Source organism: Lentzea jiangxiensis (genome assembly GCF_900104175.1).
Classification (GTDB): domain Bacteria; phylum Actinomycetota; class Actinomycetes; order Mycobacteriales; family Pseudonocardiaceae; genus Lentzea; species Lentzea jiangxiensis.
Genome location: NZ_FNIX01000004.1, coordinates 199,901 through 215,947 on the forward strand (window position 1 = coordinate 199,901; position 16,047 = coordinate 215,947).

General features: G+C 70.9%; 19 protein-coding genes. 9 read left to right on the top strand and 10 right to left on the bottom strand.

What is annotated here, in order from left to right; genetic code table 11:
- Positions 1–257: 257 nt before the first annotated feature.
- Positions 258–842 (bottom strand): hypothetical protein, encoded by a 585-nt coding sequence (locus BLQ91_RS14920; protein WP_090097427.1) that lies wholly within the window; start codon positions 840–842, stop codon positions 258–260.
- A 109-nt stretch (positions 843–951) separates the two neighbouring features.
- Between BLQ91_RS14920 and BLQ91_RS14925 the strand changes: the two genes are divergently transcribed.
- The 6 genes from BLQ91_RS14925 (at position 952) to BLQ91_RS14950 (ending at position 6,545) form a co-directional block, all read left to right on the top strand.
- The gene (locus BLQ91_RS14925) at positions 952–2,592 is read left to right on the top strand and encodes a DNA repair helicase XPB (protein WP_090097428.1); all 1,641 of its coding nucleotides are present in this window, start codon (positions 952–954) and stop codon (positions 2,590–2,592) included.
- Positions 2,589–3,017, top strand: coding sequence for a hypothetical protein (locus BLQ91_RS14930; RefSeq protein ID WP_090097429.1), 429 nt, complete (start codon positions 2,589–2,591; stop codon positions 3,015–3,017). The genes BLQ91_RS14925 and BLQ91_RS14930 overlap by 4 nt, the downstream gene beginning before the upstream one ends.
- 87 nt (positions 3,018–3,104) lie before the next feature.
- Positions 3,105–3,785, top strand: a complete 681-nt coding sequence (locus BLQ91_RS14935; protein ID WP_090097430.1) for a response regulator transcription factor — start codon at positions 3,105–3,107, stop codon at positions 3,783–3,785.
- Positions 3,782–5,155 (top strand): sensor histidine kinase, encoded by a 1,374-nt coding sequence (locus tag BLQ91_RS14940; protein WP_176959757.1) that lies wholly within the window; start codon positions 3,782–3,784, stop codon positions 5,153–5,155. Before BLQ91_RS14935 ends, BLQ91_RS14940 begins: the two co-directional genes overlap by 4 nt.
- A complete protein-coding gene (locus BLQ91_RS14945; protein ID WP_090097431.1) occupies positions 5,152–5,613 on the top strand; it encodes a GerMN domain-containing protein in 462 nt (153 codons plus the stop codon). Before BLQ91_RS14940 ends, BLQ91_RS14945 begins: the two co-directional genes overlap by 4 nt.
- An 8-nt stretch (positions 5,614–5,621) precedes the next feature.
- Entirely contained in the window at positions 5,622–6,545 is a 924-nt protein-coding gene (locus BLQ91_RS14950) for an o-succinylbenzoate synthase (protein WP_090097432.1), read from the top strand.
- Here BLQ91_RS14950 and BLQ91_RS14955 read toward each other — a convergent pair.
- The 4 genes from BLQ91_RS14955 to BLQ91_RS40290 form a co-directional block, all read right to left on the bottom strand.
- Complete coding sequence (locus BLQ91_RS14955; protein ID WP_342670640.1) at positions 6,526–7,614, bottom strand: CapA family protein; 1,089 nt, start codon at positions 7,612–7,614, stop codon at positions 6,526–6,528. The two genes, BLQ91_RS14950 and BLQ91_RS14955, sit on opposite strands and share 20 nt — an antisense overlap.
- A 26-nt stretch (positions 7,615–7,640) precedes the next feature.
- The gene (locus tag BLQ91_RS41330; protein ID WP_176959758.1) at positions 7,641–7,796 is read right to left on the bottom strand and encodes a hypothetical protein; all 156 of its coding nucleotides are present in this window, start codon (positions 7,794–7,796) and stop codon (positions 7,641–7,643) included.
- Between the two features lie 179 nt (positions 7,797–7,975).
- A complete protein-coding gene (locus BLQ91_RS14960; RefSeq protein ID WP_090097434.1) occupies positions 7,976–9,067 on the bottom strand; it encodes an XdhC family protein in 1,092 nt (363 codons plus the stop codon).
- On the bottom strand, positions 9,060–9,254 hold the full coding sequence (locus BLQ91_RS40290; RefSeq protein WP_143022656.1) for a hypothetical protein: 195 nt from the start codon (positions 9,252–9,254) through the stop codon (positions 9,060–9,062). The genes BLQ91_RS14960 and BLQ91_RS40290 overlap by 8 nt, the downstream gene beginning before the upstream one ends.
- A gap of 29 nt (positions 9,255–9,283) precedes the next feature.
- Between BLQ91_RS40290 and BLQ91_RS14965 the strand changes: the two genes are divergently transcribed.
- Both BLQ91_RS14965 and BLQ91_RS14970 read left to right on the top strand, forming a co-directional pair.
- Entirely contained in the window at positions 9,284–9,667 is a 384-nt protein-coding gene (locus BLQ91_RS14965) for a VOC family protein (RefSeq protein ID WP_090097435.1), read from the top strand.
- 84 nt (positions 9,668–9,751) lie between these two features.
- Positions 9,752–9,982, top strand: coding sequence for a PspC domain-containing protein (locus tag BLQ91_RS14970; protein WP_090097436.1), 231 nt, complete (start codon positions 9,752–9,754; stop codon positions 9,980–9,982).
- Here BLQ91_RS14970 and BLQ91_RS14975 read toward each other — a convergent pair whose 3' ends face one another.
- The 5 genes from BLQ91_RS14975 to BLQ91_RS14995 all read right to left on the bottom strand — a co-directional run bounded on the left by BLQ91_RS14975 (position 9,983) and on the right by BLQ91_RS14995 (position 15,095).
- Positions 9,983–11,353 carry a beta-N-acetylhexosaminidase gene (locus BLQ91_RS14975; RefSeq protein WP_090097437.1) on the bottom strand — a complete coding sequence of 457 codons (1,371 nt, stop codon included), beginning with the start codon at positions 11,351–11,353 and terminating at the stop codon, positions 9,983–9,985.
- Complete coding sequence (locus tag BLQ91_RS14980; RefSeq protein WP_245733432.1) at positions 11,350–12,183, bottom strand: carbohydrate ABC transporter permease; 834 nt, start codon at positions 12,181–12,183, stop codon at positions 11,350–11,352. The genes BLQ91_RS14975 and BLQ91_RS14980 overlap by 4 nt, the downstream gene beginning before the upstream one ends.
- Complete coding sequence (locus BLQ91_RS14985) at positions 12,180–13,064, bottom strand: carbohydrate ABC transporter permease (protein ID WP_090097438.1); 885 nt, start codon at positions 13,062–13,064, stop codon at positions 12,180–12,182. Before BLQ91_RS14985 ends, BLQ91_RS14980 begins: the two co-directional genes overlap by 4 nt.
- Positions 13,065–13,066: 2 nt before the next feature.
- Positions 13,067–14,344: an extracellular solute-binding protein gene (locus tag BLQ91_RS14990; RefSeq protein ID WP_090097439.1), complete on the bottom strand. Its 1,278-nt coding sequence runs from the start codon at positions 14,342–14,344 to the stop codon at positions 13,067–13,069.
- 79 nt (positions 14,345–14,423) lie between these two features.
- Entirely contained in the window at positions 14,424–15,095 is a 672-nt protein-coding gene (locus BLQ91_RS14995) for a copper homeostasis protein CutC (RefSeq protein WP_090097440.1), read from the bottom strand.
- Positions 15,096–15,436: 341 nt separating this feature from the next.
- Here BLQ91_RS14995 and BLQ91_RS15000 point away from each other — a divergent pair, with 341 nt between their 5' ends.
- Positions 15,437–16,042 carry an RNA polymerase sigma factor gene (locus BLQ91_RS15000; RefSeq protein ID WP_090097441.1) on the top strand — a complete coding sequence of 202 codons (606 nt, stop codon included), beginning with the start codon at positions 15,437–15,439 and terminating at the stop codon, positions 16,040–16,042.
- The last annotated feature ends 5 nt before the right edge of the window (positions 16,043–16,047 follow it).

The following is a 16,047-nucleotide window of genomic DNA, read 5'->3' on the forward strand; positions in this document are numbered from 1 at the left end:
CGCAACGACTGATCGGGACGCAAGCGCGCTGCACCCCCAGGGTTCACTTCGGACGGTGGCAGCGCCGATCACCTCGGCGACCTCGACCGAGTCCTCCGTCGCGCAGTCGACCGCCGCGATGCCGGTGTCGGAGTCCTGGCCGCAGCAGGAGCCCTCGGCGAAGTCCGGCATGAGGCAGAGCGAGCGCGAGGACGCCGCCGATGCCCGGGCCGACCTTCGTCATGGCCCGGGCATCGGCGTCCTACGAGTTGGCCCGGTCAGGACCCTTCGTGCACGCCCATGCAGTAGACCGACGCCGGCTCGCTGAACCGCAGCTCGCTCGACCCCTCGGGGCACACCGAGCCCTCCTCGGGCAGGCCGTCGACCTTCTTCACGATCTTCACCGGCGACTCGGTGGTGCAGGCTTCCTTCTTGAAGGCGCCGTCGTCGCTCGACGTGTAGCAGTTGCCCTCGGCGAGGTTCGGCATGAGGCACATCGACTTGCCGCCGTCGGCCTGCATCTGCTCGTAGATGCCTTCGGCCGGGCACTGGTCCTCGGCGTTGCCCAGCAGGGCGGCCACCCGGTGGGTGGCGGCGGTGTCGCCGCAGCCCTGCGACGAGATGTTCCACTCGCCGTCGGGCTTGTCGACGTCCTTCGGCGAGGCGCTGACGCAGTCGCCGACCTTGACGCCGCCCAGCGACGTGAGCGCCCACACGCCACCGCCGACCAGCACGACGGCCAGCAGGCCGACGATGGCGAACTTCAGCCAGTTCTTCTTGGGCGACTCGTCGGTCCCGGCCTCTTCGGGAGCCGGCGCCACCGCGGCCGGCGGCTCGACGGGATCAGTCGACTCGGTGCTCATGGGCCAGAACGTACGACACGTCGTGTGGGCTCGGTGTGTCGGCTCACACCTGTCGTCACCAGTTGACGCAGGTCGAGCACATTTGGCGTCGTCAGGGAGACTGGGGGGCGTGACCGATGGCCCTTTGATCGTCCAGTCGGACAAGACGCTGCTCCTCGAGGTCGACCACCCGCTCGCCGACGAAGCGCGCACGTCCATCGCGCCGTTCGCCGAGCTGGAGCGGGCACCGGAGCACGTGCACACCTACCGGGTGACGCCGCTGGCGCTGTGGAACGCGCGCGCGGCCGGGCACGACGCCGAGCAGGTGGTGGACGCGCTGGTGCGGTTCAGCCGCTACCCGGTGCCGCAGCCGCTGCTGGTGGACGTGGTCGACACCATGAGCCGCTTCGGGCGGCTCGTGCTGGCCAACAACCCCGCCCACGGGCTGGTCCTGCACTCCAACGACCGCGCGGTGCTCGAAGAGGTGCTGCGCAACAAGAAGATCGCGCCGATGTTCGGCGCGCGGATCGACGACGACACGGTCGTCGTGCACGCGAGCGAGCGCGGGCGGCTCAAGCAGCTGCTGCTCAAGGTCGGCTGGCCCGCCGAGGACGAGGCCGGGTACGTCGACGGCGAGGCGCACCCGATCGAGCTGGACGAGGCGGGCTGGAAGCTGCGCGACTACCAGCGGCTCGCGGCGCAGGCGTTCTGGGCGGGCGGCAGCGGCGTGGTCGTGCTGCCCTGCGGCGCCGGCAAGACGCTGGTCGGCGCGGCGGCGATGGCCGAGGCGCAGGCGACCACGCTGATCCTGGTCACGAACACGGTGGCCGGGCGGCAGTGGAAGCGCGAGCTGATCGCGCGCACGTCGCTCACCGAGGAGGAGATCGGCGAGTACTCGGGCGAGCGCAAGGAGATCCGGCCGGTCACGATCGCGACCTACCAGGTGATCACCCGCAAGTCGAAGGGCGAGTACAAGCACCTGGAGCTGTTCGACTCCCGCGACTGGGGCCTGATCGTCTACGACGAGGTCCACCTGCTGCCGGCGCCGGTCTTCCGGATGACGGCGGACCTGCAGAGCCGCAGGCGGCTCGGGCTGACCGCGACGCTGGTGCGCGAGGACGGCCAGGAGGGCGACGTCTTCTCGTTGATCGGGCCGAAGCGCTACGACGTGCCGTGGCGCGACATCGAGGCGCAGGGCTGGATCGCGCCCGCCGAGTGCACCGAGGTCCGCGTGACGCTGACCGACAACGAGCGGCTGCTGTACGCGACGGCCGAGCCCGAGGAGCGCTACAAGCTCTGCTCGACCGCGCGGACGAAGCTCCCGGTGGTCCGGCGGGTGCTGGAGCAGCACCCCGGCGAGCCGGCGCTGGTGATCGGCGCCTACCTGGACCAGCTCGACGAGCTGGGCGAGGAGCTGGGGGCTCCGGTGATCAAGGGGTCGACGAAGAACAAGGAGCGCGAGGAGCTCTTCGACAGGTTCCGCAGGGGCGAGCTCCGCACCCTGGTGGTCTCCAAGGTCGCGAACTTCTCCATCGACCTGCCCGAGGCGTCCGTCGCCGTGCAGGTGTCCGGCACGTTCGGGTCCCGGCAGGAGGAGGCGCAGCGCCTCGGCCGGTTGCTGCGGCCCAAGGGCGACGGCCGGCAGGCGCACTTCTACTCGGTCGTCTCGCGCGACACCCTCGACACCGAGTACGCCGCCCACCGGCAGCGGTTCCTCGCCGAGCAGGGCTACGCCTACAAGATCGTCGACGCGGACGACCTCGTCGGATGACCTCCTGGTGGATGTGGAACCCGGCCGGGACCGCGCCTTCGCGGCGGTTCCGGTCGGAGGAGTCGCTGGCCCGCTCCGCTCCGGACACCGACGTGGTCCGGTCCGACGACTTCACCTGCCCCTCGCAACGCCGCCGCGCCACGGCCGTGCGGTCCGACTTCCTGCGCGTGACCGGAGACCCGGTGCAGGTGGCGCTGGTCGGGCAACGGCTGTGGACGCTGCTCGTGGCGTTGCGCCGGGCCCAGCCGCTGCGCGACGCGCTGGCGGCCGCCGTGCCCAGGGCGGGCAGGGCGGCGCTGGTCGCGGAGCCCTCGCGCGAGCTGGCCGACTTCGACCGGCGCTTCGACCAGTTCGCGGCCGCGCTGCGCGTCCTGGTCGCGGACCCGACGCCGGAGCAGCTGCGCCACACCGCCGCTCTCGACTAGATCGCCGCCACTGCGTCCCAGCGGTCGTTACGCAACGATGACGCGGCAAGAACGTCCTCATGAGAGGAGTCGGGAAGGCTGGAGGGCATGCCGCGCGTACTGCTGATCGAGGACGACGAGGCGGTCCGCGAGGGGCTGTCGCTCGCCCTGACCTACCAGGGGCACACCGTCGAAGCGGTGCGCACGGGCGAGGAAGGGCTCGAGCTGCTGCGCACCGCCACGCCCGACGTCGTGGTGCTCGACCTGATGCTGCCGGGCGTGGACGGGTTCGAGGTGTGCCGCCGCATCCGCGCCGCCGGTGACCTGCCGATCATCATGCTGACCGCGCGCAACGACGACATCGACGTCGTGGCCGGCTTGGAGGCGGGCGCGGACGACTACGTGGCCAAGCCCGCCCAGGCCCGCGTGCTGGAGGCCCGCATCCGCGCCGTGCTGCGGCGGTCGACCGCCTCGTCCACCGAGGTCGTCGCCGAACGCCACGGCGACCTGACGATCGACCGCGACGGTCTCGTCGTGACGCGGCTCGGGCAACCGGTGTCGCTGGCGCCGACGGAACTGCGGCTGCTGCTGGAGCTGTCCTCGTCGCCGGGCCGCGTGATGTCGCGGCAACAGCTGCTGCAGTCCGTGTGGGACCAGGGCTACCTCGGCGACTCGCGGCTGGTCGACGCCTGCGTGCAGCGGCTGCGCTCGAAGCTGGAGGACGACCCGGCCGCGCCGCGCTACGTCCAGACCGTGCGGGGCTTCGGCTACCGGTTCGGACCGCTGTGACGCTCCGCCTGCGGCTGCTGCTCGCGTTCGCCTTCCTGACCGTCGTGACCTCCGCGGCCGTGGCCGGTGCCGGGTACGTGCGGGCGCGCGACGCCATCGTGCAGCGAGCTCAGGACAACGCCGTCATCGAGACCACGAACCGCGTCGAGCAGCTCTACCCGCTGCCCGCGCGACCGGTGGACGCCGCGACCCTGGAACGCGTCGCCGCACGGGTCTCCGGCCGCGAGGGCTCGGCGTTGGCGTACGGCAACGGGTTCTCCGCGGGCGGCATGGACCCGTCCGCGATCACGACCGAGCTGCGGGCCCTGGTGGCGTCCGGACGCGTCGGCTGGCAGCGCGTGTCGTACGCGGACAGCGTGTGGCTCGTCGTCGGCATGCAGCTGCGGGTGACGGGCGGCGGCACGTCGGGCATCGAGGTGTACGTGCTGAGGCCGTTCACGCCGGAGATCGCGTTCGTCGGCGAGCTGGCCCGCAACGCGTGGCTCATCGGCGGCGCCGTGCTGGTCCTGGCCCTGGCCCTGGGCCTGCTGGCGGCCCGCGGCGTCCTGCGCCCGGTGCGCGAACTGCGGCTGGCGGCGTGGAGGCTCGGCCAGGGGGAGCTGTCCGCCCGCGTGCCGGTGCGCGGCCGCGACGAGCTGGCGTCCGTGGCGTCGACCTTCAACAGCACCGCTTCCTCGCTGGAGCACCACGTCCTGGAGCTGCGGCGGATGGAGGCGGACGCACGGCGGTTCGTCGCCGACGTGTCCCACGAACTGAGGACCCCTCTCGCCGCGATGACCGCCGTGACCGACGTCCTGGACGCCGAGACGGCGTCGCTGCCGGGCGTGGCCGGCCAGGCGGCGCGGCTGGTGAACCGCGAGACGCTGAACCTGACGCGCCTGGTCAACGACCTGATCGAGGTGACGAGGTTCGACTCGGGCACGGCGGCCCTGGCGCTGGACGACGTCGACGTGGCCGAGGTCGTGCGCGCCTGCCTGCGGATGCGCGGCTTCGAGGTGAGGACGACGCTGCCCACCGGCGTGCGGGCGCGACTGGACCCGCGACGCCTCGACGTGATCGTGGCGAACCTGGTCGGCAACGCCCTGCGGCACGGCTCGCCACCGGTGTCGCTGGCGCTGTCGGTGTCGGAGTCCTCCCTGGTGATCGAGGTCGCCGACGGCGGGCCGGGGCTGCCCGCGGAGGTCCTGCCGCACGTGTTCGCGCGGTTCTTCAAGGCGGACTCGGCGCGCGGGCGGTCGGAGGGGTCGGGGCTCGGGCTGGCGATCGCCTGGGAGAACGCGCGGCTGCACGGGGGGACGCTGGAGGCGGCGAACCGGCCAGGGGGCGGGGCCTCGTTCACGTTGCGGCTGCCGCTGGGTGGTGGGTCGTGAAGCGCCGTCGGCTGCACGGACTCGGCCTGGTCGCGCTCGCCCTCCTCACCGCCTGCGGCATCCGCCCCACCGACCCCATCCCCGGCCTCCAGGCCCCGAGCGGCCCGGTCGAGAACACCACCCCGTCGCTCTACTGGGCGTCGCCCGGCGGCACGGTGGTCCCCGCCAGCCGTCCCCGGGGCAGCCTCAGCGGCTTCGACGTCATCGCCCTGCTCGCCCAGGGCCCGACAGCGGCCGAGCAGAGCCTCGGTCTCGGCACCGAGGTCCCGTTCGACGCGGCACCGGCCACCATCGACCGCATCACCAACGGGCTCGACGTGAACCTCTCGACGGACGTGTCGCAGCTCAGCGGCACCGCCGTCCAGCAGATCGTGTGCACGGTGCTGGGCCTGCAGCCGGTCGGCAGCGTCAACCTGCGCGGGGGTGGGAGTTCGCTGGAGCTGCGGAGGTGCGCTTGAATCGGGCCGTGCACGTCTACTCCGTCCCGCTGCGCGCCCGGTTCCGCGGCATCACCCGGCGCACCGGTCTGCTGTTCGAAGGTCCGGCCGGGTGGGGCGAGTTCTGCCCGTTCGAGGAGTACGGGGACGAGGAGGCTTCCGCCTGGCTCGCGTGTGCGCTGGAGGCCGCGGACGAGGGCTGGCCGGCGCCGGTGCGCGACCGCGTTCCCGTCAACTGCACCGTGCCCGTCGTCAGCCCGGAGAGGGCGCACGAGATCGTGAAGCGCTCCGGGTGCTCCACGGCCAAGGTGAAGGTCGCCGAGTCCACGCTCGCGGAGGACTGCGCTCGGCTCGAAGCGGTGCGGGACGCGCTCGGGCCGCAGGGGGCGGTCCGGGTCGACGCGAACATGATGTGGGACGTCGACACGGCCGTCACGGCGATCAAGGCCATGAACCGGGCCGCCGGAGGTCTCCAGTACGTGGAGCAGCCGTGCCGGACGCTGGACGAGCTGGCGGCGGTCCGCAGGAAGGCCGGCGTCCCGATCGCCGCCGACGAGTCGATCCGCAAGGCCGGCGACCCGCTGAAGGTGGCCGTGTCGGGAGCCGCGGACATCGCGGTGATCAAGGTGGCGCCGCTCGGCGGGGTCCGCAGGGCGCTGGAGGTGGCCGAGGCGTGCGGGCTGCCGTGCGTGGTGTCGTCGGCGCTGGAGACGTCGGTCGGCATGGCGGCGGGGGTCGCGCTGGCGGCGGCGTTGCCGGCCCTCGACTACGCGTGCGGGCTCGCGACGGTGCAACTGCTCGACGGCGACGTCACGAGCGAGTCGCTCACGCCGGTGAACGGCTTCCTGCCCGTGCTGCGCCAGGCGCCGAAGCCCGACCGGATCGCCGAGTTCGAGACGGGCGACCCGGTGTGGGTGGAGCGGTTCAACCGGGTCAGGGCTTGCGCCGGGTGAGTCCCTGGTCGTCGGCGCCCATGCTGAACACGATGCCCTCGGTCCGGTTGACCGCCTGGGTGCGCCGCTCGGTCGCGGGCACCCTGGTGAGGTCGACGAGCCGGATCGGCGGCCCCAGCTCGACCAGCGTCGGGGTGTAGGAGGCCTCGACGACGGACCAGCCCGACGGTCCCTGCTCGAACTTGAAGCGCGCGATCACGCCTTCCTCGGTCACGCCGCGGGGTTCGGCGTGCCGGGCGACCTCGTTGCCCAGGCCGTAGGCGACCCACTTGGAGCCGATCTTCTCGAACGGCTGCACGACGTGCACGTGCGTGCCGATGATCAGGTCGAGCGCGGGGTCGGCGAGCAGCTGGCGGGCCAGGGCCTTCTGGTCCGCAGTCGCCTCGTGCTGGTACTCGTTGCCCCACTGCACGGACAGCACGACGACCTCGGCGCCGGCGGCACGCGCGGCGCGGGCGTCGGCGAGGATCTTCGCGGCGTTGATCTGGTTCGCGCGCCACGGCTGGGGCAACGGGATGCCGTTGAAGCCGTAGGTGAACGACAGCTGGGCCACCTTCACGCCGCCCGCGTCGAGGATCAGCGGCGCCGTGGACTCCTCCTGCGTGCGGAACGAGCCGGTGTGCTTGAGGCCGACGGCGTCCATCGCGTCCAGGGTCGTCGTGATGGCCGCGACACCGCGGTCGAGCGTGTGGTTCGAGGCGGTCGAGCACGAGTCGTAGCCCACGTCGACCAGGCCCTTCGCCACCTCGGGCGGCGCCAGGAACGCGGGGTAGCCGAAGAACGGGCCCTCCTTGGTGCCGAGCGGCACCTCGAGGTGGCAGAGCGAGAGGTCGGCCTTCAGCGCTTCCTCGATCCCCGAGAACAACGGCAGGAAGTCGCGTCCGGCCGCGCCTCCGTCGGCGACGGCCTGCTCGGTCAGCGCCGGGTGGATGAGCACGTCACCGCCCGCGGTCAGCACGAACGACCGCGCCGGGGGCGGGCCGGAGGAGGTCGGCGACGGGGCCGGCTCGGAGGTGCCCACGACCGGGGAACCGGTGCACCCGGACAGCACGAACCCGGTGACCAGCACCAGGGCGGGCCACCGGGTCGCACGGCTCAGCGCTGCCGCCTGCGTCGCAGGACCACTAACAGCGCGACGGCCAGCACAGCGGCCGCAACGGGCAGCACGCGCTTCAACACCGGAACGCCTGCCGTGTCGATCAGGTCGATCGGCTCGTCGGGTACGACTCGGAGATGCTGCTGTTGCGCCACCTCGTCAGGATCCACGGATCCCGGCGTGCTCGCCAGGCATTCCGCGAACTGGCCGACGAGCCTGCCGCTGACCTCGGAGATCAGGCCGCGACCGAGTCGGGCCGGCCTGCCGGTGCTCGTGAGGTCTGGTGACGAGGGCCGTCCCGGCCTCCTGCCTGTTCGCGGGATCGACAACCCGATCAGCGGTGGATCGGTTCTCCCAGTTCGACCAGGCGCCTGCCGGTTCCCTTCCACCGCAAGGAGATGATCTCGGCGGCGATCGACACCGCCGTCTCCTCGGGAGTCCGCGCGCCGAGGTCCAGTCCGATCGGCGAGGCCAGCGCGGCCAGCTCCGACTCGGTCAGGCCCGCTTCCCGCAGGCGTTGCAGGCGGTCCTCGTGCGTGCGGCGCGACCCCATCGCGCCGATGTAGCCGACCTTGAGCCGCAACGCGACCTCCAGCAGCGGCACGTCGAACTTCGGGTCGTGCGTCAGCACCGCGATCACCGAGCGTTCGTCGAGCTTGGCCGCTTCGCGCCGCAGGTACCGATGTGGCCAGTCCACGACGACCTCGTCCGCCTCGGGGAAACGGCTGCGCGTCGCGAAGACCGGCCGTGCGTCGCACACCGTCACGCGGTAGCCGAGGAACGCGCCGAGCCGGGCCATCGCGGCGGCGAAGTCGATCGCTCCGAACACGAGCATGCGCGGCGGCGGTTCGAACGAGTTCACGAAGACGCTCATGCCCTCGCCACGCCGCTGGCCGTCCGGTCCGTACCGGAGCACGCCGCTGCGTCCCGAGGCCAGCATGCCGCGCGCGTCGTCGGTGACGGCGTCGTCGATCCGTGCGCTGCCGAGAGTGCCGGCACGGCGGTCCGGCCAGACGACCATGCGCCGGCCGACGCCGTCCGGGTGCTCGACCACCGTCGCCACGGCGACCGGTTCCTCGGCGCGCACCGTCTCCACGACCTCGCCCAGCTGTGGGAAGGTCTCGGCGTTGATCTTCTCGACGAAGATGTCGATGATCCCGCCACAGGTCAGCCCGACCGCGAACGCGTCGTCGTCGCTCACGCCGTACCGCTGCAGCACAGGCCCCCCGGTCGCCTGCGCGAGGTCGTAGACGGCGCCCTCGACGCAGCCGCCGGACACGCTGCCGACCACCTCGCCGTCCTGCGTCACGAGCATCGCCGCGCCCGCCGGCCGGGGCGCCGAGCTGAAGGTCGCGACCACCGTGCCGACGCCGACCGTCTCGCCGTTCGCCACCCGCTCGGCGAGGTCGTAGAGGACATCACGCACGGCGCACCTCCTTCGGCAGTTCTTCCAAGGCGTGCACGCCGTGGCCCGCGTCCATCGTGTCGACGTGCGGGAGCGCCGCCCGCACACCCCGCCGGACCGGCCGGTAGCCCTCTTTGCCCGCGTGCGGGTCGCCCCGGATGACCTCATGGCTCACGCGGCGCGGCCTCGGCCCCTCGGGGGACTCCACGAAGGTCAGGGTACGGCTAGCCTCGGGGGATGGGGTCGATCAAGAAGGTCCAAGTCACGTTCGACTGCGCGGAACCCGTGCGGGTCGCGGAGTTCTGGAGCCAGGTGCTGGGCTACGACGCTCCGCCGGAGAGCGACGGCTCGTGGTCGGCCGTCGCCGATCCGACCGGCGAGGGCCCGCGCTTCTACTTCCAGCGGGTTCCCGAGAGCAAGGTCGTGAAGAACCGGGTGCACGTCTGCGTCCGGGCGGGCACGGGGCTCGTCGGTGCGGAGCGGCTGGCGGCGTTGCAGGCCGAACGCGCCCGGCTCGAAGCGATCGGCGCGACGCTGGTGCGCGTGATGGAGGCCGACGAGCAGAACGAGTCCTGCATCGTGATGCAGGACGTCGAGGGCAACGAGTTCTGCCTCGACTGACCCCCGGTCCTCCGACCCGGGATCAGGGTCGGGTTCGGGGTGGTCACCGATGTGCCCGAGCGTGGAAATCGCGATTCTCGGTACATGACGAACAACGTGCTCAACGAAGCCAGCTACCAGGTCAAGAAGCTCCGTCGCAGTCGCAGCGACAAGATGCTCGCCGGTGTCTGCGGCGGCGTCGCCAAGATGATCGGTGTCGACGCCGCGATCCTGCGGATCGTCCTGGTGGCGGCGACGCTGCTCGGGTTCGGCACCGGAGCCGTCCTCTACGTCGCCGCCTGGATCCTCATGCCCGAGGAAGAGCCGGCCGTGTGATCAGCGCGGAAACCCGGGAACACCGGGCAGCCGTTGCCAGGGGTGGGGTCCGTCCAGGGGCCGGTACTCCACCCCCAAGGCGTCGAGACGCGGCAGGTGGTGCTCCCGCAGCCGCTGCACGAAACCGGGATCCTTCTCCGCCGGGGACCACATGACCTCGGCGAACGCGGCCAGCCTCGGGAACGCCGCGTAGTCCACCCGCCGGGCCGAGTCGAGGTGCTCGGTCCAGATGTTCGCCTGCGCGCCCAGCAGCCGTCCGGGCTCGGTTCCCGTGACCTCCGCCGGCACCGGCTCCCACGCGTGGACGTCCTCCAGCGTCGTCACCGTCCCGACCGGGATCGGCTCGTCGGACGACTCCGACTGCCGGTAGTCCAGGTAGACGTGCTGTTCGGGGCACATCACCACGTCGTGGCCCTCGCGCAGCGCCGTGACGCCGCCCTCCACACCGCGCCAGGACGCGACCACCGTGCCCTTCGGCAGCGGGCGGGCGTCCAGGACCTCGTCCCACCCGTACGGCCGCCGGCCCTTGCCCGCGATGTGCTCCGCGATGGCCCTGACCAGCACGCCGTCCTCGTGACCGGGTGCCTCGTCGCCGCCGAGCCCGATGAACTCGCCGGGGAAGACGGCCATCAGCTCGTCGAACACGTTCCGGTAGAAGTCCACTGTGGACTCTTTGGTGTTGAGCACGCGTTCGTTGACGCCCCAGTCGGTCCAGACGCCACCGCCGTGCACGCCCAGCTCCGGGTAGGCCGCGATCGCCGCCTGCGAGTGGCCGGGGACGTCGATCTCCGGCACCACCGCGACGTGCCGCGCCCGCGCGTACTCGACGATCTCCCGCAGGTCGTCCTGCGTGTAGAAACCGCCGTGCGGACGGCCTTCCAGCCCACCGGAGCGCCGGTCGCCGAACCGCGAGTCCTCCCGCCACGACCCGACCTCGGTGAGCTTCGGGTAGCGCTTGCACTCGAAGCGCCAGCCCTGGTCGTCGGTGAGGTGCAGGTGCAGGACGTTGAGCTTGTGCACGGACAGCAGCTCGACCCAGCGCAGCACCTCCCGCTTGGGCAGGAAGTGCCGCGCGACGTCGAGCATGACGCCGCGCCAGGGGAACCGCGGGTGGTCGACGACCTCGCACGCCGGGATGAACCGGGGCTTCTCCCCCGCCGCCCGGAACGCCCGGGCCCCGAGCAGCTGGCGCAGGGTCTGCAGCGCGTTCATCTCGCCGGCCGCGTCGTTGGCCTCGATGAGCACGCCTTCGTCGGACGAGAGCAGCCGGTAGCCGCCGGGCGGTCCGTCCACGAGGACGGTCTCCCAGCCCTTGTACTCGCAGAGCCGTCCACCGTCCACGTAGGACACCGGGCGTGGCAGCAGGTTCATCCCTTCACCGCCCCCGCGAGACCGGACACGAGCCGGCGTTGCACGAGCACGAAGAAGATGAGCACAGGGATGGTCATCAGGGTGGAGCCCGCCATGATCGCGCCCCAATCGTTCTGGTCGGGTTTGACGAACACCTGGAGAGCCAGCGGCAGGGTCTGGTTCTCCACGGCCGAGATGATGAACGTCTTGGCGAACAGGAAGTCGTTCCAGGCGTGGATGAACGACAGCACGCTCGTCGCCACCAGGCCGGGCGCGACGAGCGGGAACAGCACCTGCCACAGGAAGCGGAACCGCGAGGCGCCGTCCAGGGTGGCGGCCTCCTCCAGTTCCACCGGCACCGCGGCGACGAAGCCCCGCAGCATCCAGATCGCGAACGGCAGGCTGAACGCGAGGTGCACCAGCACGAGCGAGCCGAGGTGGTTCAGGCCGAAGACCGGAACGCTGTCACCCACCGACCGCATCAGGAAGAACAGCGGCACGGTCAACGCCTCGACCGGCACCATCTGCACTACCAGCAGCATGACCAGCAACGTCGTGCGGCTGCGGAACCGGAACCGGGTCAGCGCGGTCGCCGCGAGGAACGAGATCAGGATGCTCAGGGCGACCACGATCAACGCGACGATGATGCTGTTCATGAAATAGCGCCCGAAGTTCGCGACCGTGAGCGCACGGGTGAAGCTGTCGAGCGTCGGCCGCGTCGTCCACGGCACCGGGTCGGCCGAGATGATCTCGTCCTCCGGCTTGAACGCGCTCAGCACCATCCAGAACAGCGGGAACGCCACCACGGCGGCGACGACGAGGACGAACGACTCGGTGATCCAGCGCCTCACAGGACCTCCCCCGACCGCCGCAGCGCGCGGAGGTAGAACATCGTGATGCCCAGCAGCAGCACGGTCATCACGACACCGATGGCCGCGCCCAGGCCGTACTCGGACGCCGCGAACGCCTGCTGGTAGGCGTAGACGTTGAGCACGAGGTTGCGTCCGGCGATGCCGCCACCTCCTGTCATCACGTAGATCTGCGTGAAGACCTTGAAGTCCCAGATGATCGACTGGATCGTCACCACGAGGATGATCGGCCGCAGCAGCGGCAGGGTGACGCTCCACGCCGTGCGGAACGCCGAGGCGCCGTCCAGCGCCGCGGCCTCCAGCACCTCGCCCGGGATCGCCTTGATGCCCGCGTACAGCGTCACCATGACGAACGGGAACGAGCACCAGATCACCTGTGCGGCGACGAGCCCGAACGCCGTCCACTTGTCGAACGTCCAGGAGAAGCCCTGGATGCCCAGGACCTCGTTCACGAACCCGAAGTTCGCGTCGAACAGGAAGAGCCAGATCGTCGAGCCGGCGACCGCGGGCGTGGACCACGCGCCGAGAGCCGCCAGGAACAACGTCATCCGGACCCAGGTGCGGACCCTCGTCGCGAGGATCGCGAGGAACGCGCCCACCAGCAACGTGCCGACCACGCAGACCGCCGCGAAGGCGACGGTCTGCCCGAGCACACCCCAGAACTGCTGGTTCCCCAGCAGCTCCTGGTAGTTCCCGAGACCGAGGAACTCGAGCGGCGCCCCGCCGCTCACCTGTTCCTGGCCGTAGTCGTAGAGCGAGATGAGCACCAGCTGGTAGATCGGGTAGGCCAGCAGGCCTGCGAGGACCAGCAGCGCTGGAGCCAGGTAGGCGAACGCGGTCCGCCCCTGGCCTTTGGCGGTCATGCTCACGACGTGAAGGCCGCGTTCATCGTCTTGGCGGCGTCGGCGGTGGCCGTGTCGACGTTCTTCGCGCCGGTCACGACCTCTTGCAGCATCGTCGGCACCACGGCCTGCGCCTCGATCTTCGCCCACGCCGGCGTGACGGGGACGAACTTCGTGCCGGACTGCAGCGTCTTCGTGAACGGCTCCAGGAACTTGTCGGAGTCGGCGACCTGCTTCTGCACGTCGCTGAACGTCGGCAGGTTGCCCATCGCCGCGTACATCTTCTGCTGGTACTTCTTCGACGCGAGCAGCTGCGTGAACTCGGTGGCGAGCGTCTTGCGCTGCGTGCCCTTCAGGACGCCGAGCAGGTTGCCGCCGGCGAACGCGGGCGCGACCGAACCCTTGTCCTTGCCGGGCAGCGGCACGACGGCGTACTTGCCGGCCGCGCTGCTGGCGTCGACGGACTTGCGGTTGAAGTCGCCGCCGATGGTCATCGCGGCCTTGCCGGCGCGGAACGCCTCGACGCTCGCGTCACCACCGTTGCCCGCGCAGGCGGCGGGCGGGCAGATGTCGTCCTTGATCAGCTCGGCGTACTTCGCGACACCGGCCCTGGCCTGCGGGCTGTCGATCGCGGCGGTGAACTTGCCGCCGTCGGACTTGGCGAGGTCGCCGCCGTTGGCCCAGATGAACGGCAGGGCGGCGAACAGGTACTTGCCGCCGGCGGAGATGCCGATCAGCTCGGGCTTGCGCTGCCGGATCTCCCGCGCCAGCGGCGCGATCTCGTCGAGCGACGTGGGGGGTTTGAGGCCGAGCTCGGAGAACACGTCGGTGCGGTAGTAGAGCGCGCGGACGCCGACGAACCACGGCACGCCGTAGGTCTTCCCGTCGACCTTGGCCGTGTCGAGGATCGTGGGGACGAGGTCCTTCGACTCGGTCCACCCGCTCAGGTCGAGCTCGGAGAAGCCGCCCGCGGAGACGTAGCCCGCGAGGTCGGTGTTGCCGAACTCGGCGACGTCCGGCGCGCTCTTCGGGTCGCTGAAGGCCGCCTTGAAGCGCTCGGCCCTGCTCGACACCTGGATGTACTGCACGTCGACGGTCACGCCGCTGTGCTTGCCCTGGAACTCGGAGATCGCCTCCTTGACGACCGCTTCCTTGGGACCCCGGTTCACCTCGTCGAACAGCCAGACCCGCACCTGGCCGGTCTGCTCGTCGGTGCCGGAGTTCTTCGGTCCGGACTGCACCGGAGCGCAGGCGACCACCGCGCCCACGCCCAGCACGGCCACGAGTGTCTTCAGCCTCATCGCGCCCTCCGTATTGCATGTAGTGCAACAGCCATTTCACAGGAAGCAACGTGACTGTAGAACGGACGCGGTCAAGGGTCTAGACCAGACGATCGACCCATTCCCGGACGGACGCGCTGTCGACGGGCGAATCCCACCCGCGCGGACGCACCGCACTGCCGACGTGGAAGCCGTCCACGCCCGCCACCAGCAGTTCCGGGACGTGCCGGGCCTGGAGACCGCCGCCGACGAGCAGTGCCGGAGGCGCCTGCGCGACGAGGTTCTTCAGGTTCTCGATCCCGTCCTCCACGCCTTTCGCACTGCCCGCGGCGAGGACGGTGTCGCAGCCGAGCCCCCGGACGACCTCCCAGGAGCGGAAGACGTCGTTGGAGTTGTCGAGCGCGCGGTGGAACGTCCAGGCACACCCCTCCAACTCCGCGACGAGGCCGAGGGTGACGCCCTCGTCGACCTCCCCCTCGGCGTCGAGGAAGCCGAGCACGAACTCCGTCGCGCCCGCCTCGCGGAGCTCCGCCGCCCGCCGCCGCAGCTGCCCGAGGTCGCCCGGCGCGAACCCCTCGGCGTCCCTCAGCATCACGCGGACGGGGAGGTCGACGGCGCGCCGCACCTCCCGGAACGTGGCGACGGACGGCGTGAGCCCGTCTGAGGCCATGTCGGCGACCAGTTCGAGCCGGTCGGCGCCTCCGGCCTGGGCGGCCTCGGCGTCCTGCGCGTTCAGTGCGATCACTTCGAGAATCGGCATGGTCTGGACCATAACGGTGCAGCGCATGTGCTTTCGCGAATCGGGAGCGCTTTCGCCGTTCCGCGCGTCAGAGGCGTGTATCTGCTCGCCTGAGTTCCGCTCTTCTGAGTTGAGCGAGTGATCCAGGCGCGGAGCCCGCGTCGGTCGGTTCGAGGGGTGCCGGCCGGCGCGGCTTCCACACCGGCGGCCCGTGATGCGGAGGGGGAATCACGGGCCGTTGGCATGCACGGAGGAAGATGAGGCTTGTTGGGCGGTGATACTGCTCCATCCGAGTGAACTTCGTATCTACCGCCCAGTTAGCCCTTCATGAGTTGGCGGACGGCGCTGACAGGGCGGCCGATCGGAGGTGCTGCATGGACGAGCTGCACACGGCGGATGACCGTCCGCCGTGGGACGGGCTTGAAGGCACCGAACGTCATGCGGTCTGCGTGGCCGCCGCACGTGAGGGCAACCGCCACGCGCTGGACGTCCTCGTGACCGAGCTGACCCCGCTGCTCTGGCACGTCGCACGGGGCCAGGGTCTCGACAAGTCCGCCGCCGAAGACGTCGTGCAGACCGTGTGGCTCGCGTTCTTGAAGAACATCGAGAACATCAACGAGCCAAAAGCCCTGGTCGGCTACCTGGTGGTCACGACGAGGCGTGAAGCGCGCCGAACCTGGACACCCAACAAGCGTGAAACGCACCTGTCCGACGAGTACGCCGAACAGCTCGAGTCCGACACCGGCCTGCCGGAGGACGTGACGCTGATGGACGACCGCGACCGCCGCCTGTGGCTCGCGTTCGGCCGCCTGACCACGAGGTGCCAGGAACTGCTCCGGCTCACCGTGCTCGCGGGCCGCGCGGAGTACCGAGCGGTGGCCGAGGCGCTGGCCATGCCCCACGGCAGCATCGGTCCGACCAGGGGACGGTGCCTGACACTGCTGCGCAACTACCTGGAGACGGAAGGAGGATCGCGGTGAACGAG